This window comes from Pseudomonas sp. GW821-FHT03C07 (genome assembly GCF_059420925.1).
Genome location: NZ_JBWKUQ010000011.1, coordinates 150,916 through 171,406 on the forward strand (window position 1 = coordinate 150,916; position 20,491 = coordinate 171,406).

Annotated in this window: 18 protein-coding genes and 1 tRNA gene; 8 read left to right on the top strand and 11 right to left on the bottom strand. The window is 62.8% G+C overall.

What is annotated here, in order from left to right:
• Nucleotides 1-41 precede the first annotated feature (41 nt).
• The gene (metE, locus tag AC07VG_RS21270) at nt 42-2,330 is read right to left on the bottom strand and encodes a 5-methyltetrahydropteroyltriglutamate--homocysteine S-methyltransferase (RefSeq protein ID WP_495021838.1); all 2,289 of its coding nucleotides are present in this window, start codon (nt 2,328-2,330) and stop codon (nt 42-44) included.
• A gap of 203 nt (nt 2,331-2,533) precedes the next feature.
• Between metE and yghX the strand changes: the two genes are divergently transcribed.
• The gene (yghX, locus tag AC07VG_RS21275; protein WP_495002058.1) at nt 2,534-3,421 is read left to right on the top strand and encodes a YghX family hydrolase; all 888 of its coding nucleotides are present in this window, start codon (nt 2,534-2,536) and stop codon (nt 3,419-3,421) included.
• Nucleotides 3,422-3,534: 113 nt separating this feature from the next.
• Here the strand turns inward: yghX and AC07VG_RS21280 are convergent, their stop codons facing one another.
• Nucleotides 3,535-4,479 (bottom strand): AraC family transcriptional regulator, encoded by a 945-nt coding sequence (locus AC07VG_RS21280; protein ID WP_495021839.1) that lies wholly within the window; start codon nt 4,477-4,479, stop codon nt 3,535-3,537.
• 98 nt (nt 4,480-4,577) lie between these two features.
• Between AC07VG_RS21280 and AC07VG_RS21285 the strand changes: the two genes are divergently transcribed.
• Nucleotides 4,578-5,420 carry an SDR family oxidoreductase gene (locus AC07VG_RS21285; protein ID WP_495021840.1) on the top strand — a complete coding sequence of 281 codons (843 nt, stop codon included), beginning with the start codon at nt 4,578-4,580 and terminating at the stop codon, nt 5,418-5,420.
• A 282-nt stretch (nt 5,421-5,702) separates the two neighbouring features.
• Here AC07VG_RS21285 and AC07VG_RS21290 read toward each other — a convergent pair whose 3' ends face one another.
• Nucleotides 5,703-7,034 (bottom strand): aminotransferase-like domain-containing protein, encoded by a 1,332-nt coding sequence (locus AC07VG_RS21290; RefSeq protein WP_495002059.1) that lies wholly within the window; start codon nt 7,032-7,034, stop codon nt 5,703-5,705.
• Nucleotides 7,035-7,126: 92 nt separating this feature from the next.
• Here AC07VG_RS21290 and AC07VG_RS21295 point away from each other — a divergent pair, with 92 nt between their 5' ends.
• Nucleotides 7,127-8,023 carry a DMT family transporter gene (locus AC07VG_RS21295; RefSeq protein ID WP_495021841.1) on the top strand — a complete coding sequence of 299 codons (897 nt, stop codon included), beginning with the start codon at nt 7,127-7,129 and terminating at the stop codon, nt 8,021-8,023.
• 132 nt (nt 8,024-8,155) lie between these two features.
• Here AC07VG_RS21295 and fabF read toward each other — a convergent pair whose 3' ends face one another.
• A complete protein-coding gene (gene fabF, locus AC07VG_RS21300; protein ID WP_495021842.1) occupies nt 8,156-9,424 on the bottom strand; it encodes a beta-ketoacyl-ACP synthase II in 1,269 nt (422 codons plus the stop codon).
• A 114-nt stretch (nt 9,425-9,538) separates the two neighbouring features.
• Here fabF and AC07VG_RS21305 point away from each other — a divergent pair, with 114 nt between their 5' ends.
• On the top strand, nt 9,539-10,012 hold the full coding sequence (locus tag AC07VG_RS21305) for a winged helix-turn-helix transcriptional regulator (protein ID WP_495002062.1): 474 nt from the start codon (nt 9,539-9,541) through the stop codon (nt 10,010-10,012).
• Between the two features lie 21 nt (nt 10,013-10,033).
• Here AC07VG_RS21305 and AC07VG_RS21310 read toward each other — a convergent pair.
• The 4 genes from AC07VG_RS21310 to AC07VG_RS21325 form a co-directional block, all read right to left on the bottom strand.
• A tRNA-Gln gene (locus AC07VG_RS21310) sits at nt 10,034-10,108 on the bottom strand.
• 371 nt (nt 10,109-10,479) lie between these two features.
• The gene (locus AC07VG_RS21315) at nt 10,480-11,433 is read right to left on the bottom strand and encodes a sensor domain-containing diguanylate cyclase (RefSeq protein ID WP_495002063.1); all 954 of its coding nucleotides are present in this window, start codon (nt 11,431-11,433) and stop codon (nt 10,480-10,482) included.
• Between the two features lie 3 nt (nt 11,434-11,436).
• Nucleotides 11,437-12,435 (bottom strand): response regulator, encoded by a 999-nt coding sequence (locus AC07VG_RS21320; protein ID WP_495002064.1) that lies wholly within the window; start codon nt 12,433-12,435, stop codon nt 11,437-11,439.
• A gap of 190 nt (nt 12,436-12,625) precedes the next feature.
• Nucleotides 12,626-13,600: a GlxA family transcriptional regulator gene (locus AC07VG_RS21325; RefSeq protein WP_495002065.1), complete on the bottom strand. Its 975-nt coding sequence runs from the start codon at nt 13,598-13,600 to the stop codon at nt 12,626-12,628.
• A gap of 112 nt (nt 13,601-13,712) precedes the next feature.
• On the opposite strand from AC07VG_RS21325, the gene inhA reads away from it, so the two are divergent.
• Nucleotides 13,713-14,402, top strand: a complete 690-nt coding sequence (gene inhA, locus AC07VG_RS21330; RefSeq protein WP_495021843.1) for an isonitrile hydratase — start codon at nt 13,713-13,715, stop codon at nt 14,400-14,402.
• Here inhA and AC07VG_RS21335 read toward each other — a convergent pair.
• The 3 genes from AC07VG_RS21335 to AC07VG_RS21345 are packed head-to-tail and all read right to left on the bottom strand — an operon-like array spanning nt 14,399 to nt 17,383.
• Nucleotides 14,399-14,725 carry an AtuA-related protein gene (locus tag AC07VG_RS21335; protein ID WP_495002067.1) on the bottom strand — a complete coding sequence of 109 codons (327 nt, stop codon included), beginning with the start codon at nt 14,723-14,725 and terminating at the stop codon, nt 14,399-14,401. The genes inhA and AC07VG_RS21335 overlap by 4 nt on opposite strands.
• Entirely contained in the window at nt 14,722-16,074 is a 1,353-nt protein-coding gene (locus tag AC07VG_RS21340) for an acyclic terpene utilization AtuA family protein (RefSeq protein ID WP_495021844.1), read from the bottom strand. Before AC07VG_RS21340 ends, AC07VG_RS21335 begins: the two co-directional genes overlap by 4 nt.
• Before the next feature lie 16 nt (nt 16,075-16,090).
• The gene (locus AC07VG_RS21345) at nt 16,091-17,383 is read right to left on the bottom strand and encodes a CitMHS family transporter (protein ID WP_495021845.1); all 1,293 of its coding nucleotides are present in this window, start codon (nt 17,381-17,383) and stop codon (nt 16,091-16,093) included.
• A gap of 114 nt (nt 17,384-17,497) precedes the next feature.
• On the opposite strand from AC07VG_RS21345, the gene AC07VG_RS21350 reads away from it, so the two are divergent.
• The 3 genes from AC07VG_RS21350 (at nt 17,498) to lhgO (ending at nt 20,472) form a co-directional block, all read left to right on the top strand.
• Nucleotides 17,498-18,403 (top strand): LysR family transcriptional regulator, encoded by a 906-nt coding sequence (locus tag AC07VG_RS21350; protein WP_495021846.1) that lies wholly within the window; start codon nt 17,498-17,500, stop codon nt 18,401-18,403.
• A gap of 46 nt (nt 18,404-18,449) precedes the next feature.
• Nucleotides 18,450-19,160 carry a FadR/GntR family transcriptional regulator gene (locus AC07VG_RS21355; protein WP_495002071.1) on the top strand — a complete coding sequence of 237 codons (711 nt, stop codon included), beginning with the start codon at nt 18,450-18,452 and terminating at the stop codon, nt 19,158-19,160.
• Nucleotides 19,161-19,278: 118 nt separating this feature from the next.
• A complete protein-coding gene (gene lhgO, locus AC07VG_RS21360) occupies nt 19,279-20,472 on the top strand; it encodes an L-2-hydroxyglutarate oxidase (protein WP_495021847.1) in 1,194 nt (397 codons plus the stop codon).
• Nucleotides 20,473-20,491: the final 19 nt, after the last annotated feature.

The following is a 20,491-nucleotide window of genomic DNA, read 5'->3' on the forward strand; positions in this document are numbered from 1 at the left end:
AGCACGAGAACCTGCTCCGGCGGCTGATTCAGCCCAGGTTGTCACGCCAGCTCTTTACGCAGTTGGCGCGCGGCGCTGACCATGTGCACCAGGGCCGCTTCGGTTTCCGGCCAGCCACGGGTTTTCAGACCGCAGTCCGGGTTGACCCACAGACGTTCGGCGGGGATACGCTGGGCGGCTTTGCGCAACAGGTTGGCCATCTCCGAAGCATCCGGCACCCGTGGCGAGTGAATGTCGTAGACACCCGGCCCGATTTCATTCGGGTAAGCGAAGGCTTCGAACGCATCCAGCAGCTCCATGTCCGAACGCGAGGTTTCAATGGTGATGACGTCGGCATCCATGGCGGCAATGGACTCGATCACATCGTTGAACTCGCTGTAGCACATGTGGGTGTGGATCTGGGTTTCATCACGCACACCGCAGGCGCACAGACGGAAGACCTCGGTGGCCCAATCCAGGTAGTGCTGCCATTGCGCCCGGCGTAGCGGCAGACCTTCGCGGAACGCCGCTTCGTCGATCTGCACGACCTTGATGCCGGCGGCTTCCAGGTCCAGCACTTCGTCACGAATGGCCAGGGCCAGTTGGCGCGCCTGCACTTCACGGGACACGTCTTCACGGGGGAAGGACCACATCAGCATGGTCACCGGGCCGGTCAACATGCCCTTCATCACTTTGTCGGTGAGGCTCTGGGCGTAGCGGATCCACTCCACGGTCATGGCCTTCGGACGGCTCAGGTCGCCGAAGATCAGCGCCGGTTTCACACACCGGGAACCGTAGCTCTGGACCCAGCCAAAGCGGCTGAAGGCATAACCGTCGAGTTGCTCGGCGAAGTATTCGACCATGTCGTTACGCTCGGCTTCACCGTGCACCAGCACATCCAGGCCCAGGCGTTCCTGCACTTGCACGGCATGGCGAATCTCGCTCTGCATCGCTTCGGTGTATTCAGCTTCGCTCAATTTGCCTTGCTTGAACGATTGGCGCGCCAGGCGGATGGCCGTCGTTTGCGGGAATGAACCGATGGTCGTGGTTGGGAACAGTGGCAGATTCAGGCCGGCACGCTGCTTCTCGATACGGGTGGCGAACAACGAGTGACGCTGGCTGTCCTTGGCGGTAATCGCGGCAACACGAGCCTGCACAGCCGGCTTGTGGATGCGCGGCGAGGCGGCACGGCTGGCTTGAACCGCACGGCTCTTGGCCAGTGCTTCCAGGACTGGAGCCGCTTCTGGTTCGTTGATGGCACGAGCCAGAATCGCGACTTCTTCACACTTCTGCACAGCAAAGGCCAGCCAGCTCTTCAGTTCGGCGTCCAGCTTGTCTTCACGGCCCAGGTCGACCGGGCTGTGCAGCAACGAACAGGAAGGCGCGACCCACAGGCGATCGCCCAGGCGTTCATCGGCGTGTTGCAAGACCGCCAGGGCTTTTTCCAGGTCGCAACCCCAGACGTTACGGCCGTTGACCAGGCCCAGCGACAGTACCTTGTAAGCAGGCAGACGATCGAGGATCGTCGGGTACTGCTCAGGCGCCCGAACCAAGTCGATGTGCAGACCGTCGACCGGCAGGTTGGCCGCCAGGCCGAGGTTCTCTTCCAGGCCGCCGAAGTAGGTGGCCACCAGCTTCTTCAGTGGATCGCGCTGGATCAGGTTATAGGCACGCTCAAAGGCGTTTTTCCACTCCTGCGGCAGGTCCAGGACCAGGATCGGCTCGTCGATCTGAACCCACTCAACGCCCAGGGCAGCCAGGCGCTGGAAGATCTGACCGTACAACGGCAGCAAGCGCTCGAGCAGATCGAGCTTGTCAAAATCGCCACCTTTGGCCTTGCCCAGCCACAGGTATGTCAGCGGCCCGATAACCACGGGCTTGACGTTGTGGCCCAGTGCGCGCGCTTCTTCGACTTCTTCGAACAGCTGATCCCAGCCGAGCTGGAACTGCTGGTCGGCGCTGAATTCCGGCACCAGGTAGTGGTAGTTGGTATCAAACCACTTGGTCATTTCCTGGGCGTGCGCACCGCCGCAGCAGCTGTCGCTGACGCCACGGGCCATGCCGAACAGGGTTTGCAGGGTGGCGGGGCCTTCTTGTGGGCGGAAGCGCTCCGGGATCACGCCGAACATCAGCGAGTGGGTCAGGACCTGGTCGTACCAGGCAAAGTCGCCGACCGGCAACAGCTCGACGCCGGCTTTCCTCTGCAGGTCCCAATGCGCCTTGCGCAGCTCACCGCCCACGGCACGCAGGCCCGCTTCGTTCAATTCACCTTTCCAGAAGGCTTCTTGAGCTTTCTTCAGTTCGCGGTCGCGACCAATACGCGGAAATCCTAGGGAATGAGCCAAGGCCATGACAAAAAACTCCAATATGTTTGATGGGAGCCATTGTCGACACTCAGGCCATACTGAGACAAACTCATTTTAATCCAGATGATCACAAGTTTAATTCATGATCCTGGAATCTATATTGCTCACATGAAAGCCCTTCAAGACCGGGCATCGGCATTTAGGTTCTACACTAGGCCGGAACTTGCCTCGCCAAAGGTAGCGCCCAGATGGAACGTCTCACCGCGAAAGACTTTGCCCCTGAACTGCTTGAGCTGTACGACTACTACGTCCACGGCAAGATCAACCGCCGGGAGTTTCTCGATCGTGCGGCAAAGTTCACCCTCGGTGGCCTCGCCGCCAGCAGCCTGCTGGCGGCGTTGAGCCCAAACTATGCGCTGGCCGAACAGGTGCCGTTTACCGACCCGGACATCGTCGCCGAATACATCACCTACCCCTCCCCCAAGGGCCACGGGCAAGTGCGTGCTTATCAGGTACGTCCGGCCAAGGCCAGCGGCAAGGTGTCGGCGGTGGTGGTGGTGCATGAAAACCGTGGGCTCAATCCCTATATCGAGGACGTGGCCCGGCGCGTGGCCAAGGCCGGATACATCGCCCTGGCCCCGGATGGCCTGTCATCGGTCGGCGGCTACCCCGGCAATGACGAAAAAGGCCGGGAGCTGCAGCTGACCGTCGACCCGGAAAAGCTGATGAACGACTTTTTCGCCGCTATCGAATGGCTGATGCACCACGACAGCACCACCGGCAAAGTCGGCATCACCGGCTTCTGCTATGGCGGCGGGGTCGCCAATGCCGCCGCCGTGGCCTATCCGGAACTCAGTGCCGCCGTACCCTTCTATGGCCGCCAGCCAAAGGCCGAGGAGGTGGTACGGATCAAGGCGCCCCTGCTGCTGCACTACGCCGAACTGGACAAGGCCATCACCGACGGCTGGCCCGCCTATGAGCAGGCCTTGAAAGCCGCCGGCAAGGTCTATGAAGCGCATATCTACGCCGGGGTTAACCACGGCTTTCACAATGATTCCACGCCGAGGTACGACGAGGCCGCCGCCAAACTGGCCTGGGACAGGACCCTGGGGTGGTTTCGGCGCTACCTGGTCTGACCCTGAAAACACCGCCCTCCTGTAGGAACCCGCTTGCTGGCGAGGCGTCCTTGAGATCAATGCAGGGCTCAAGAGCCCCATCGCCAGCAAGCCGGCTCCTACACAAACGGCGTTCAACCTGATTTGACCGGTATGGCGACAAGCCCGTCCTCTCCCGCTGAATCGCGATAGGCCCTGGGCGAGCGCCCAACCACTCGTTTGAAGGCATTGCTGAATGAGCTCTCGGAGGCGTAGCCAAGGGATTCAGCCAGCACTCCCAAAGACTTGCGGGTGCTGCGCAGCATCCGCATGGCCAGGAGCATGCGCCAACGGGTCAAATACGTGATCGGCGCCACACCGGCAACGGCGCTGAAGTACGCCGCAAAGCCTGCGCGTGACATCGACGATGCCTTCGCCAACTCCTCCAGCCCCCAGGCACGTCCCGGCTCGCCATGGATCAGGCGCAACGCCGGGGCCAGCCGTCGATCACTGACGGCACGCAGCCAGCTTGCCGGCGCCGGCTCGTTTGTCGCGAAATAGGCTCGCAAGATATGAATGAACATCAAGTGAGCCATTTGTGCGGAGGCCGTTTCGCTGCCGGGCAAATCATTTTCACGCTCCCTGAGCAACTGATTCAGCAGCCATTTGAGCGTCGAGGCTTCAGAAGACGAGGCGCGGACGTGAATCAGCGGCGGTAACGCATTCAGCAGAAGACGCCCGTGATCGGCATCCAGATCGACTTTGCCGCCAATCATGAAAAACTCGTCGCCCTCGCCGTGCCTGACCATGCTTCCCGTTCGCCGCTCAAACACATCGTCAAAATGCACGGGGCGCACACCCGGCTCACTGGCCAGCACATGCATGCGCGGCGCACTCTGCAGAAAGACATCGCCCTCCTCGACTCGAATCGCCGTCTCCATTTCCTCCATAAGCAACCAGCAGCTGCCACGCTGCACGCCCCAGAACTTGATGCGCGGCGATGGCGGGAACTCGATCGCCCACTGGCCCCCGGCCGTCAGCCCGCCGGAGACTATGGAGCGAGCGCTCAAGAGATCGAGGTAATCAGAGAAGGAATCCATAACTTTAGATTCTCGCGCATGACAATCGGATTTATACGCATTCTACGTCCAAAGCGCTGCACCTATGCTGGAATCTCCAAATATTCGAGGATCTGAAAATGACTCAACGTAATTGGCTGATCACAGGGGTGAGCTCCGGCTTTGGCCGGGAGATGGCCGAGCAGCTTCTGAACCAAGGGGACCACGTTGCCGGAACGACGCGGAATCTGTCCGCGCTGGACGACCTCAAGGCCGAACATGGCGACCGGCTATGGCTGGCCCAGCTGGACGTGACCGATACAGCGGGTATTCAGCAGGTGGTGAAGGACGCCTTCGCCGCGTTTGGCCGCATCGACGTCGTGGTGAGCAACGCCGGCTACGGCCTCTTCGGCGCGGCCGAGGAAGTGACTGACGACCAAGTCGCCCACCAGTTGAAGACCAATCTCGCCGGTTCGATTCACCTGGTCAGAGCGGTCCTGCCTTTCCTGAGAAAACAGGGCGGTGGCCGGATCCTTCAATTATCCAGCATGGGCGGCCAGGCAGCGCTCCCCGGCGGGTCGCTGTATAACGCGACGAAATGGGGAATTGAAGGGTTCATCGACGCCGTCAGCCAGGAGGTCGGCGTATTTGGCATCGGCTGCACACTGGTCGAACCAGGCGGTGCGCGCACCCACTTCCGCTACGGCAGCTCCCGCCTCGCGCCAAAAATCGATGCCTACGATGCCTCGCCAGCCAGCTATGCCAGAAGGATGCTCGAAGAAGGCACCAGCCTTCCGATCGGCGATCCGGCAAAAATGGTCCGCTTGATGATCGACAGCGTCAATCAGCACCCCGCACCCAAGCGCCTGGCGCTGGGCAGCGATGCCTACACGCTGATGCACAAGCAACTCAGCGAGCGTCTGGCGGAGTTGGAAGAACAAAAGGACCTGGCCTTTTCAACCGATTATGCGGCACACCCCTAGGACAGCCTATGTCGGAGAAATCGTGGCCAGGAGGCCAATCGCAATCGTCAGTATGAGAAATCCACCCAGGAACATCGCCATCTTGGCCATAAGGCCTCCTCAACTATAAGGTCAGGGCATAACGCGGGTCGCGTAATGAGTTTACGGAGCAGAGCAAACAGAGGTCCGTGGCCCTGCATCACAAGCTATAGCCCCGGGCATCTGCAAAAGGCTGATCCGTAGGTTCATTGTCGGCCGTGGGCCAAATACATTACAGAGGCAGATGATGATGAAAAATACGGATCAGAACAGCGGCCCGAGCACCCCTTGCACTTTGACCAGTGCAATCCGAAGGGTCTCCATGTCCACGGAACCCAAGGCCAGGCGGATCGCATGGGGCACATGCACCGAGGTTGTAAAAGGCTCGGCGGTGGAGACTGAAATCTGCTCGCGCATCAGCGTCACGGCGATTTGATCGGCCCGCGCCTCTTCCGGCAGGGGCAGCCAGAGAAAATAGGAAGACGGATGGCGTACGGTGCGCAGCCCGACCAGCAGCTCGTCAGCCATGACCTGCCTAGCCTGGGCGTCCTTGCGCTTTTGTACCTCGAGTCTGGCGACGGTGCCGTCCTCGATCCAGGCGGTGGCGATTGCCGTCAACACACCCGGCGTGTTCCAGGTGGTCGCCCGGATGGTTCGTTCCAGCGCCGCCACCCGCTGCAGCGGCGCCACGACAAATCCGACCCGCAACCCGGCTGCCACGTTCTTGGACAGACCGGAAACATAGAGAGTCCTTTCCGGCGCCAACTCGGCTAGCGGCGGCGGCGCTTGCTCCGCCAGGTAGGCGTAGGCCGCGTCCTCGATAATCAACAGATCATGCTGGCGCGCAATCGACACCAGTTGTTCACGCTGATCGGCCGCCATCACCCAGCCCATCGGGTTATGCAGGGTCGGCATGCTGTAGACGGCGCGCACCGGACGGCTGCGGCAAAGTTGCGCCAGGGCATCGAGATCGGGTCCCTGGTCGGTGACGGGAATCGGCACGACCTCAAGGTGCAACGCCTGCGCCAACACCTTGAATCCGGGGTAGGTCAAGGCATCCGCGGCGATCACGTCGCCGGGTTGCAGGAACGCCATCAGAACCACCGTCAAGCCATGCTGGGCGCCGCTGACAATCAGCACCTGCTCGGCCGCCACCCTCAGTCCGCGCGTCCCCAGGTGACGGGCGACCGCTGCTCGTTCGTGCAGGCGACCGGCATGCGGGTGGTAACGCAGCAAGGACTCCAGGTCGCCGGACAACGCCAACTGACGCAAAGCCATACGCAGTTGCTCGGCCTGTCCTGGCGACGACGGATAGTTGAAGTTGAGATCGACCATCCCCAAAGCCACGTCGGGTTGGTCGATGCCCAGGCCGGAAGGCAGGGACGTCTCCCGGACAAAGGTGCCACGCCCCGTTTCCCCGCTGACCAGGCCCATCGCCTCAAGCTCCGCGTAGACCCGACTGGCCGTGACCAGAGCCAGGCCATGGGTCGCGGCCAGTTGGCGATGGGTCGGCAAGCGGGCACCGGGCGGCAGGCGCCCCGAGCGGATATCGGCAGCAAAAACGTCAACCAGCGACTTGTACCGGGAACGCGGCATGGGCAGATGTATCCATGACAATATTTTGATTGTATCAATAGTCAATCATAGGATGTGCCTCAAGCAACCCGAACCTTGAGTGTGACGCGAAAATGGAACGTATCTCGCCCCTGAACACCCCGGCGATCGCCAAAAGCAGCCGTGGCTGGCTCAATGGATTTATCGGTGTATTGATCTTCAGTGGTTCGCTGCCCGCGACACGGGTGGCGGTCCGGGAGTTCGACCCGGTGTTTCTGACCGTGGCCCGGGCGAGCATCGCCGGGGTTCTGGCGCTGTGCCTGCTGTTGCTGTTCAGGGAACAGCGCCCTGCCCGCCACCAACTGCTGTCGCTGCTGGTGGTGGCCATCGGTGTTGTACTGGGGTTCCCGCTGTTGACGGCACTGGCTTTGCAGTACGTGACCTCGGCGCACTCCATTGTTTTCCTCGGCCTGTTGCCGCTGGCGACCGCCGCCTTCGGTGTCCTGCGCGGTGGCGAGCGGCCACGGCCGGTGTTCTGGTGCTTTTCCGTGCTGGGCAGCCTGTTGGTGGTGGGGTTCGCCGTGTCCCAGGGGCTGAGCGCCTCGCCCCGGGGCGATATCCTGATGCTGCTGGCGGTGCTGGTCTGCGGCCTGGGTTATGCCGAAGGAGCGAAACTCTCCCGGGCGCTGGGAGGCTGGCAGGTAATTTCCTGGGCGCTGGTCCTGTCGCTGCCGGTAATGCTCGTGCTGACGGGGTTGCTGACGCCCCCCTCGTTCACAGGGATCAGCACACCGGCCTGGTTGAGCCTGGCATATGTCTCGTTGTTCAGCATGCTGATCGGTTTTGTGTTCTGGTATCGCGGTTTGGCCCAGGGCGGGATTGCCGCCGTGGGACAGTTGCAGCTTTTGCAGCCGTTTTTTGGCTTGGCCCTGGCGGCGACCTTGCTCCACGAGCAGGTCAGCCTGGGCATGTTGGGGGTCACGGTGGCGGTGATTCTTTGCGTGGCCGGCGCGAGAAAATTCTCCAAATAAACGCCGTCCCTTGTAGGAGCCTGGCTTGCCAGCGATGAGGCCCTCAAGCCCTGCATCGATCATCCGACCGCCATCGCCGGCAAGCCGGGCTCCTACATTGACCGCGTTGACCTGAAGACGGTATCTCCCGCCCTACACCCAGCGCTTGAACAACACACTGGCATTGACCCCACCAAAACCGAAGCCATTGGAGAGTGCATACTCCATAGGCAACTGCCGGGCCTGACCACGGATCAGATCAAGACCTTCGGCGAGGTCATCAGGGTTATCCAGATTGAGCGTCGCCGGCGCCACCTGGTCACGCAATGCCAGCACCGTGAAGATCGCCTCGATCCCACCCGCGGCGCCCAACAGATGCCCGGTAGCGGATTTGGTCGAACTGATGGCTGGACCAGCCGCTGCCCCAAACACCGCCTTGATGGCCGCCAATTCGCCCTTGTCACCCACCGGCGTCGAAGTGGCATGCGCATTCAGATGCTGGACCTGCGACGGCTCGATCCCGGCCTGGCGCAATGCCTGCTGCATGGCCCGACGGGCACCGTCACCGTCTTCCGGGCCGGCAGTCATATGGTAGGCATCGGAGCTGGTGCCGTAGCCCACCAACTCGGCGAGCGGTTTGGCGCCACGCGCCAAGGCATGCTCCAACTCCTCGATCACCAGCAGGCCGGCCCCCTCGCCCATGACAAAGCCATCGCGGGCCTGATCGAAAGGCCGCGAGGCGAGCTGTGGCGTCTCGTTGTAATCACTTGAAAGCGCCCGGGCCGCCGCGAACCCGGCCAGACTGACCCGGTGGATACACGCTTCCGCGCCACCGCAGACCGCGACATCAATCTCCCCCGCACGGATCATCCGGGCAGCATCGCCGATGGCCTGGACGCCGGCGGCACAGGCGGTCACCGGAGAACCCAGTGGCCCCTTGAGACCGTAGCGGATCGAGACGTGACCGGCCGCCATATTGCTGAGAAACGAGGGGATGGTGAACGGCGACAGACGCCGCGGCCCCTTGCTGTCCGTGGTCCGCACCGCTTCGGCGATAGCCGGAAAACCACCGACACCGGAAGCAATGATGGTTGCCGTGCGCTCCTGCGCCTCAGGGGAGTCGGGCGCCCAGCCGGCCTGGGCCAAGGCTTCATCCGCCGCCGCCAGGGCGAACAGGATGAAGCGGTCCATCTTGCGCTGCTCCTTGGCCGCCAGCAGTTGATCCGGATCGAAGCCCGCCTCCGGGTCCTGGGCACGGTCCGGGACCTGGCCGCCGATGCTGATCGACAGGTCGCCGATCAACTCCGTCGGCAACTGTCGGATCCCGGACTGTCCGGCCAGCAGGCGCTGCCAGATCTGTTCGACCCCGCAACCCAGCGGGGTCAGCGCGCCCATGCCCGTGACAACGATGCGTTTGTTCATGACGATCCAACTCCTTCAGGTGATTGAGCGAGGTAATGGCTTGTGGACGCTACTATCATCATGAAAGTAACATACCCGCCTCACAAATATCCGAGCACCCCGACAGGAACCACCATGCAACGCAAAACCCTGAGCCATGCCGAATGCCCGGTTGCCCGCAGCCTTGAACGGGTGGGCGAGTGGTGGAGTATCTTGATCATGCGCGACGCCCTGCATGGCCTGAAGCGCTTCGACGAATTCTCCCGCAGCCTGGAAATTGCCCCGAACATGCTGACCCGGCGCCTGAATGCGCTGGTGGAGGCGGGCCTGCTCGAACGCGTGCCCTATAGCCAGCGCCCGCTGCGCTATGAATATCTGCCGACCACCAAGGGCGAGGATTTTCGCGTGGTGCTGATGGCATTTGTGGAATGGGGTAATCGCCATTACGCGCCGGAAGGCGAAAGCGTGCAAATCGTCGAATGCGAGAGCGGGCGACCGTTGCAATTGATGATGGCGGATATCGCCGATGGGCGTCCGGTGCCGTTGAGCCGGAGCACCGTGCAAGCCGGGCCGGCAGCCAGTGAGCAGATGCGTCTGCGGCTGGCATGATCTCAGGTACGAGAAGGAAAATGGCAGGGGCGGCTGGATTCGAACCAACGCATGGCAGGATCAAAACCTGCTGCCTTACCGCTTGGCGACGCCCCTGTAGCTGTTGCGACGAGTGCGTAACACTCGTGTCTTGACCTTGCAGCTTGCGAACCCGAGAAGGGCCACTGCAAGAGTGCGCGAAATTTATCAACTTTCGCGGCGCCTGGGAAGCCCCCTCTCACACAAATTTGTTTTAAAACAGCGACTTATTCTTGGTCGCGGCCAAGGTCTGCGCGCAACTGGCTGATTCGACGATTTTTGCTTGCCGCTCTACGTTTGGCACCGATGAACCGTACACCTGCGTGACAAGTTTCAGGTACAGATGGGGAAAGGCTCCGACGCTCTGGCGTCGGATCAATATTGTTGTTGTCGGGGGCCGCTTCGGTGCTGCTGATGGCGCGACGGGCCTGAGTATCTGGCCCCATCCGTTACTCGTAAACCGAGACCCGATTGCGCCCACTCTTCTTCGACGCATACAACGCCTGGTCCGCCCAGGCGATCAGGTCGGCGTGACTGATTGAAGGCAGGCTCAGATCAGCCACCCCCAGGCTGATGGTGAAGCGGATGCTCTGGCCTTCGTGCATCACTTCCAGGCCTTCGATCGCCTTGCGCAAGCGTTCGGCAAAAAAGCGCGCGCCGGCCTTGTCGGTGTCCGACAGCACCACGCCAAACTCTTCGCCGCCATAACGTCCGGCCACGTCGCTGTCGCGCACATGCTCGCGGACCATATCGGCCACATGCTCGATGACCTTGTCCCCCGCCTGGTGGCCATAGGTGTCGTTGACCCGCTTGAAGTGGTCGATGTCGAACATCACCAGGCTCGTGGCATTGCCATACCGCTGGTTTCGGGCATAGGCGGCCTTCAGGCTTTCCTCCCAGTGCCCACGGTTGTACAGGCCGGTCAGGCGGTCGGTGCTGGAGAGTTTCTGCAGCTTGGCATTGGCGGCCTGGAGCTGGTGGCGGTTGGTAGCCACGTCGGTGACGTCATAGATCACCAGGCAGATATGGGTGATGCTGCTGTTGGTGGAACGCAACGGCAACATGGTGGTGTTCTGGTACATGAAATCTTCCTGGCCGGTGATCGGCTGGTAGTTCTTGAACCGCACCAGATAAGGCCGCTGCTCCCAGATGGTGAACGCCGGCGTGCCCAGGGTCGCGACACTCTCGACCTTGCGGCTGAACCATTCGCGGTCCACCTCGGGAAACAGGCTGAAGAACGACTGGCTGTTGGCGTCCTTGGGCTGCACCCCGGAACGGTTTTCCATGAAGGTGTTCCAGACCTGCACACAGTAGTCGCGGTCCAGCACCACCACGCCGACGTCGATGCTCTGGACAATCGCCAGTAACCAGTGAAACTCGTTCAGATCGAGAGTGTCGTTCATGGCTCAGCTCATCAGGTAGGCGAGTTTGTCGGTCAACCGCTGGATGGAGTCTTCCGTGAACAGCAACAGCAAGTCGAAATGAATATCGTGCCCTTCCAGGCTGTAGCTGATTTCTACCGCCAGGGTCTTTTTCCAGCGTTGCTGGTTGACCCGGATCAGTTCGTCGATGGCCGCGTGCTGCCCGAGAATCTGTGGGTGGCCCTGGGAAAACACCACGTCGATCTGTTCGGCAATACTGCTCAGGCACGCACCGATCAGCACACTGGAGAGGTCCAGCAACATTTCCAGGTCCGAATACTCGGTGCCCTGGCGCTGCATCAACTGCGCCATGTCGGCGATTTCCGAATCATGGAACATCAGCAAGGCCTCACCGGCGATACCACTGCCGATAAAACCCTGGCAAATGGCGGTGAGCTGGTTGCCGTTGCCAGCATCCATCAGCGCCATGTGCAGTTCGCCCACTTCGAGGATATTCACGTTCGGCACCGGCAAGTGCACAAACACCCCGAGGACCTTGGCGATCAACGCCGCCGCGCGACCAATGGCGACGTTGACCGTTTCGCGGAAGGCATCGCGAAAGCTGACTTCAGCCGTCGGTTCAAGGCGAGCGGCCAACGGCGCCGGACCGGGAGCATTCAGCAGCCCCAGTCGGTCGAGGGTCTCGCGCAACTCGTCCTGGTCAAACGGCTTTTTCAGGAACGCCAACGCACCCAACTCGTGCACCCGGCGGACCGCCTCTTCCTGGACATCGCCGGAGATCACGATCACCTGTGCCTGCAAGCCTTCGGCACGGATCGCCGAGAGCACCTGGTAACCATCCATTTCCGGCATGGTCAGGTCGAGCAACACCACCTGCCCCAATCCCTGGCGAATGGCATCCAGCCCCTGCCGACCATCGCTGGCCTGGGTGATCGAGACCTGCCAGTCTGCCGGCAGCGCCCGTAAAACCTGCTTACGGGCCATGTTGGAGTCGTCACACACAAGTAGGGGAATCACTGACACAGACCGGTGCTCATCTTATTGGGGTATCAGGGAAAACATTAATGGCATGATGCCATAATTTTTACAAACCATGCTTAACGTACAGGTTTATTGCGAACTACGTCCGATATTCCAACAGCTTAGGTGTATTCGATGCTCAGGGGATGGCTTAGGTCAACGAAGTGGATCGACGGCGTCACCCAGCGGGGTCTTATGGCCGCGCTGAAAAGCGCTCGCGATAGGCCTGTGGCGTGACACTCAGGGCCCGCAGAAAACTGCGGCGCAGGGTTTCCTCGCTGCCGAAACCACAGCGGCTGGCGATGCGCTTGATCGGCATCGCGGTGTCGCCCAGCAGGCGCCGGGCGGTTTCCACCCGGATCTGCTCGATGGCCCGGGCCGGCGTCTGCCCGGTTTCGGCGCGGTAGTGACGGACGAAACTGCGCTCGCTCATGCCCGCCTGCTGCGCCAGGATCGAAATCGACAGGTCCTGCGCCAGGTGCTCGGCGATCCAGGCCTGCAAGTCGCCGAAGCGGCTGCCGGCCTTCTGCAAGGACAGGGTCGCGCTGAATTGTGCCTGCCCGCCCGGACGCTTCAGGAACACCACCAGATGCCGGGCGACCTCCAACGCCACAGGACGCCCCAGGTCCGCCTCAACCAGCGCCAGGGACAAATCGATACCCGCCGTCACCCCGGCCGAGGTCCAGACCGGGCCATCGTTGATAAAGATCGGATTGGGCTCGACCTGCACCCGCGGGTACTGCGCGGCCAATTGTTCGCAGCGGGTCCAGTGGGTCGCCACCCGCCGGCCGTCCAGCCAGCCGCTGGCCGCCAGCAGGAACGCCCCGGTGCAGACCGAGGCGACCCGTCGCGCGCAACCGGCCTGCTGGCGCACCCAGGCCACCAGCGCCGAGTCCTCGGCGGCCGCATAAGTGCCCCAGCCACCCGCGATGATCAGGGTGTCGCAAGGCACCCCCGTCGCCGGTAAAGGATTGGCCACCAGGGCCAGCCCCGCCGAACTCATCACCGGTTCGCGCTGGTCGGCAATGACGCTCACGGCATAAGGCAGCGGCAGACCCTCGGCGCGGGCGAGGTCGTTGGCCGAGGCAAAGACCTGCAACGGCCCCGTGACATCGAGCACCTGCACATTGGGAAAAGCCAGGATGCGGATCGTTCTGGGTGTGTTCATGGGTATTGGCGTGAAACGTGGGGTCAATGGCAGATACGCCAAAGCCTACGGAACTACAGTGAAACCGTCCAGCCTTGCAGGACCCGCCTTTTTACTTCCAAGGAGCTATTACATGACGCTGCATATCGGCTTTCTGTTGTTCCCCAAAGTCCAACAGCTCGACCTCACCGGCCCCTACGACGTCCTGGCCTCGTTGCCTGATGCACGGATCCACCTGATCTGGAAGGACCTGGCACCCGTCACCTCCAGCACCGGCCTGATCTTTACGCCGACGACGACTTTCGAAGACTGCCCGCCCCTGGACGTGATCTGTATTCCAGGAGGGGCCGGGGTAGGCCCCTTGATGGAAGATGCCGAGACCCTCTCATTCATCGTCCACCAGGCCGCCCAGGCGCGATATGTCACCTCAGTCTGCACAGGTTCTCTGGTGCTGGGCGCCGCCGGGCTGCTGCAAGGCCGCAAGGCCACCACGCACTGGGCCTATCACGATCTGCTGGCGACTCTCGGCGCGATACCGGTGAAGGACCGCGTGGTGCGTGACGGCAACCTGCTGACCGGCGGCGGCATCACCGCAGGGATCGATTTTGCCCTGACCCTGGTCGCTGAACTGGTGGGGGCGCAAGAGGCCCAGGCGATCCAGTTGCAGCTGGAATACGCACCGGCGCCGCCGTTCAATGCCGGCAGCCCGGAGACGGCGCCCGCGGACGTGCTGGCCATTGCCCTGCAACGGGTGGCGGAGTCGCAAAAGCAACGCACTCTGATCACCGAACGTGTCGCCCAGCGCTTGAAACAAGTGGGTTAATCGCGCTCCCACGGCATATCCAGCAACGCCGAGCCCAGGCTCTTGCCGTGGGCATCCAGCGCCAGGGAACGGGTCACCCCGCCACGGAGGATGCCCGGCAAGACAAAATTCAAGGCGCGCACGCCCGGTACCGCGTAACGCCGTACCGGTCCGGCTGCCGGATCGAGCAAGGACGCAAAGTAGTCCGCCACCCGCTCGGCCGTCAGCCATTCGCATAACCCTGGGTAGTCCTCGGCACGGTAGGCGATCACCGAGATATTCGAGGTATCGCCTTTGTCGCCCGTGCGCGAATGGGCAAAGGCGCGCAATTCAAGACCGCTCATGACCGCTCCTCCAGATGAACCGTTGCCGCCAGGTGTTCCCGTGGCAACAGCAGCGACGCCACCGCCACCACCTGCCGCACGCTTTTACTCGCACCGCCACCGCCTGACGGGCCGTTGGTATACAGCGTCTCCACTTCATTGCCGATCCGCAGCGCATCGGCTCGCTCAAGACAACGCGCCGCCACCCGCAGGCGCACCTCCCAGGGCTCGCCCTGCCCTCGCGCACTCAGCACTTCACCATACAGGGCATCGACACCCATCAACTCCGCGCGGACTTCCTCAGCCTTGACGCCGATGATTTCCAGGCGCTGCAAGACAATCTCCCGCGCCAGCCGCGCCCGAGCCAGTGCACCCGGTCCGCCGTAGGACATCTGCCCCTCACCGATCCAGCCGTCCAGGTAACCGACCGAGACCTTCAGGGTGTCCGGCCGCTGGCGCCCACTCGCGCCCTGCACGCCGACCCGGTTCACACCCTGCTCGACAAAACTCACATTCTGGAAGTCCGCCGTGACATCCGGCGTCAGGTAGGCCGCCGGGTCATGCACTTCATAGAGCAATTGCTCCGTGCAGGTCGCTGCGTCCACCCGCCCGCCGCTGCCAGCGACCTTGGTAATGGTCGCCCGGCCCTCGGCATCCACTTCGGCCAGGGGAAAGCCCAGGTGCGCCAGGTCCGGCACCTCCTTGACGCCCGGATCGGCGAAGTACCCACCGGTAATCTGCCCCGCGCACTCCAGCAGATGGCCGATCAGGGTGCCACGACCAAGGCGCGGCCAATCGTCCGCCGCCCAACCGAACTCGAAGCACTGCGGCGCGAGAAACAGCGACGGGTCGGCCACCCGGCCAGTGATCACCACATCGGCATCGGCCGCCAGGGCCTGGACAATGCCTTCCGCGCCCAGGTAGGCATTGGCCGAGACCAGCCGCTCACCCAACTGCTCGACCCGCAAGCCGTTGTCCAGCAAACGACTCGGCTCGGCGCGCAGCACCTCAAGCACATCGTCGCCCGTCACCGCGGCAATCTTGAGTCCGTGCAAGCCCAGCTCGGCAGCGATCCGCCGGACCTCCCGCGCGGCGGCCAGGGGATTGGCCGCGCCCATATTGGTGATGATTCGCAGGCGCCGTCCGGCACCGGCCACAAAGGGCAGCACCCGCTCCATCCGCTCACGCAACAAGGGGTCATAACCGCCCTCGGGATCGCTGAGCCGGGCCTGTTGCGCGAGGGCGATGGTCCGTTCGGCCAGGCACTCGAACACCAGGTAATCCAGCTCGCCCTTGGCCGCCAGTTCCACCGCCGGTTCAATGCGGTCGCCCGAATAGCCGGCACCGGAGCCGATACGCAAGGTTTTCATCGCTAGGTCCCTCATGTCAAAAGATGCCCAGAAGCAACGCCGTCAGGGTCATCAGCACCGAGGCGGCGAGCAGGAAAGGAATGGTGAAACGCTGGTGATCGGCCAGTTCGATCTTGCACAGACCCACCAGCAAAAAGGTCGCGGGGGTCAGCGGGCTGACCGGGAACCCGGTGGTGTGCACGCCCAGCAACGATGCCTGGGCCACCTGCAACGGCTCCACGCCCAAGGCCTTGCCGACCTCGGCAATCACCGGCATCACCCCGAAGTAAAAGGAGTCCGGGTCGAACAACAGGCTCAGCGGCATCGACAGGAAACCCACCAGCGCCGGAATCAGCTTGCCGTGGCCGGCCGGGATCTGCGCCACCGCCACTTCGGCCATGGCCTTGAGCATGCCGGTGCCCTGCATGATGCCGGTAAAGACCCCGGCCGCCAGGAGAATGCTGGCCATGGTCAGGGCGGTCTTGGCGTGGGCATCGATGCGGGCGCGCTGGGCGTCGACATTCGGGTAGTTGAGGCACAGCGCGACCACGGTGCCGAGCATGAACATCACCACCGGGTCGATCCAGCCAGCGATCATCACCGCCATCACCAGCACCGTCAGCAGCAGGTTGGCCCAGAACAGGCGGGGGCGACGCAGGACTTCCTCCGTCTGGCTGATCACCCGGCTTGGCACGCCGCCCGTGGCCAGATCGGCGCCCAGGCCCAGGCGCCGTTCTTCACGCCGGCCCAACCACCAGGCGCAGGCGAAGACAAACAGCAAGCCGACGATCTGCACCGGAATCAGCGGCTGGAACAGATCCGCCACCGGCACATGCAAGGCCGCCGACGAACGCAGCACCGGGCCGGTCCAGGGCAGGAAATTCACCCCGGCGGCCATGGCCGCGACACAGGCGAGGATCCGTCGGTCAATGCCCTGCCGCGTATACAACGGCAACATCGCCGGGACGGTCACCAGAAAGGTCACCGCCCCGGAGCCGTCGAGGTGCACCAGCAACGCCAGCAAGGCCGTGCCCATGACAATGCGCGTGGGCCGCGTGCCCACCGTGCGCAGGATGCGGTCGATGATCGGGTCGAGCATGCCGGCATCCGTCATCACCCCGAAGAACAGGATGGCGAACACGAACATGCCCACCACCGGGGCGACGTTCTTGATGCCGGTGACGATAAAAGCACTGGTTTGCAGACCGAAACCGCCGAGCAGCGCGGCAATGATCGGCAAGGCGATCAGCGCGACCAGGGGCGAGAGACGCTTGCTCATGACAGCCGCAAGCAGACAGACGATGGTGATGACACCCAGCGTGGCGAGCATGGGAAGACTCCGGGGCCGCTCGACGGCGGACAGTTATTGTTTTCCCCCGAGTATTGGAACGCGGTTAAGCTTTGTAAATTGGAATGTTCACCGCCATGCATTCGGAAAAACAGAATGAAGAACGCCGTCCAGCATATCCGCGCCTTTCTCACCGTCGCCCAGACCGGCAGCTTCGCCCGCGCCGCTGTCCTGCTGCACCTTTCGCCTTCGGCGCTGACGGTGCAGGTCCAGCAGTTGGAAGAGTGGCTCGGCGTGACCCTGCTGGAGCGCAGCCCGCGCCAGGTCAGCCTGACCGGCGCCGGCCAGCAGGCCCGCGGGCCCATGGAGAAACTGTTGCTGGACCTGGACAACATCGTCAGCGGTTCCCGTGACCTGGCCAGCCTGCAACGCGGCGTGGTAACCCTGGCCGCCTTGCCGTCGATCTGCTCCGGCGCTCTGCCACCGTTGCTCAAGCAGTTTCGCCAGGCCTTTCCCGGTATCGAAATCCGCCTGCGGGACGTGGTCGCCCAGCGCATCGACAGCCTGGTGCGGGAGAACGAAGTGGACTTCGGGCTGGGTGTACGAGCCCGGCTCAACCATGGCCTGGACTTTGAAGTGGTCATGGTCGATCACCTGTGCCTGTTCCTCCCCGCTGAACACCCGTTGGCGCACCAGACAAGCATCAGCCTGGCGGATATGAGCGGCCAACCGATGATCCTCACCGGACGCGACAGCAGCGTGCGCGAACGGGTCGAGCAACTCTTCGACGCACAAGGCCTGACGCTGGTACCTGGGCTGGAAGCCAACTATATGTCCACGGTCCTGGCGCTGGTGCGCCAGGGGCTGGGCATGGCGCTGCTGCCGGAGTCGGCGGATGACGGCCTGAGCGGCTTGCACAAACGCGTGGTGGAACACCCTGGCGTCAGCCGCGAGATCGGTCTGATCACCCATAGCGGGCAACCCTTGTCGCCGGCCGCGACGCGATTCGTGAGCTTGATTCGAGAAGGCCTGGCCCCGCCCCGACTTCTTGACAAACCTTGAACCACTCGGGCATTGTCTGACAACCTGACTACCGAGCCCGACCTTCATGCTGGAACTCCAACGCCCCGACTCCCTGGTTGAACGAGTGGTCAGTGCCATTCGCGCGGAAATCGATACCGGGCGGCTGGCGGCCGAAGCGCGCCTGCCGACTGAACAGCAGTTGGCGGAACAGTTGAATGTCAGCCGCTCGGTGGTCCGCGAAGCCATCGCCCAGCTCAAGGCCGACGGCGTACTGATCGCCCGGCGCGGACTCGGCTCGTATATTTCCCAGACACCAGCCGGCACGGTGTTTCGCTTTCCCAAGAGCGAGGGGCGCAAGACCGATCTGGCGCAGATGTTCGAAATGCGCCTGTGGATCGAGACCCAGGCCGCGTCGATTGCCGCGCAACGGCGTGACGAAGCGGACCTGCAACGCATGCAGGCGGCCTTGCAGGAAATGCACGACAAACGCACCGACTTCGATGCCGCCGCCGCCGCCGATGTGGCCTTTCACCGGGCCATCGCCGAGGCCAGCAAGAACGAGTATTTCGTCGCCTTCCATGACTTTCTGCGCGGCCAGTTGGCCGAAGCGCGGCGCACCGCCTGGGAAAACTCCGCCAGCCGTTCCGTCGGCGGTTCGGCCGACGCCGGGCGTGAACACCAGGCCTTGTACCAAGCCATCGCCGATGGCAATCGCCAGGCCGCCGCCGCTTGTGCCGAGGCGCATCTGCGGGCCTCGGCCAAACGCTTGCAACTGGAACTGCCGGCCATGAACTGAATCGATCCGCCCTGCGCTGCACCCGCAGCGCCCGGGCAAGCAGACCCAATTTGGCGTGCCTGCATTAGTCTGACAACCTGATAACTAGACATGAACAATAACAAGGTAGGTTCCCTGCATGATTTATGACTTCTGCATCATCGGCGGCGGCATCGTCGGCCTGGCCACGGCCATGGAGTTGCTCAAGCGCCAGCCCGGCGCCTCGCTGCTGATCCTGGAAAAGGAAGCCAGCCTCGCCCGCCACCAGACCGGTCATAACAGCGGCGTGATCCATGCCGGTATCTACTACGCACCGGGCAGCCTCAAGGCCGACCTGTGCAAGCGCGGGGCCCAGGCGACAAAAGACTTCTGTCGCGAACACGGAATCCGCTTCGAGGTCTGCGGCAAGTTGCTGGTGGCCTCCACCACCCTCGAAGTGCAGCGCATGCAGGCCCTGTATGAACGCTCGCAACTCAACGGCATGCGCGTCGAGCGTCTCGACGCCGCTGAGCTGCAGCGGCGTGAACCGAACATCGTCGGCCTCGGCGGCCTGTTCCTCGACGCCACGGGCATCGTCGACTACCGCGAAATCTGCCAGGCCATGGCCCGAGTCATCACGGCCGGCGGCGGCGAGATCCAACTCGACACCACGGTCACGGCCATCCAGGAAGACGGCGACAAAGTCACCGTCAGCAGCCACGACCGCGTCTGGCAGGCCCGCAAGCTGGTAGCCTGTGCCGGCCTGCAATCCGACCGCCTGGCGAGACTGGCCGGCATTTCCATCGACCATCAGATCATTCCCTTTCGCGGCGAATACTTCCGCCTGCCAGCGACGAAGAACAACATCGTCAATCACCTGATCTACCCGATCCCCGATCCCGACCTGCCGTTCCTCGGCGTGCACCTGACCCGGATGATCGACGGCAGCGTCACAGTCGGTCCGAACGCCGTACTGGGCCTGGGCCGGGAGAACTACCGCAAGTTTTCCATCAACTGGCGGGACGTCGCGCAATACGCCGCCTTCCCCGGTTTCTGGAAAACCCTGTGGCAGAACCTGGGTTCCGGCAGCCAGGAAATGAAGAACTCATTGTTCAAGCGTGGCTACCTGGAACAGTGCCGCAAGTACTGCCCATCCCTGGTCGTCGAAGACCTGCTGCCCTATGAGGCCGGGATCCGCGCCCAGGCGGTGATGCGCGACGGCAGCCTGGTGCATGACTTCCTGTTCGCCGAAACGTCGCGGATGGTCCACGTCTGCAATGCACCGTCGCCCGCCGCCACCTCCGCCATGCCGATCGGCGAGATGATCGCCGACCGGCTGTTCGCCCCTCATTAACCAGAAAATCCTCCCGCGT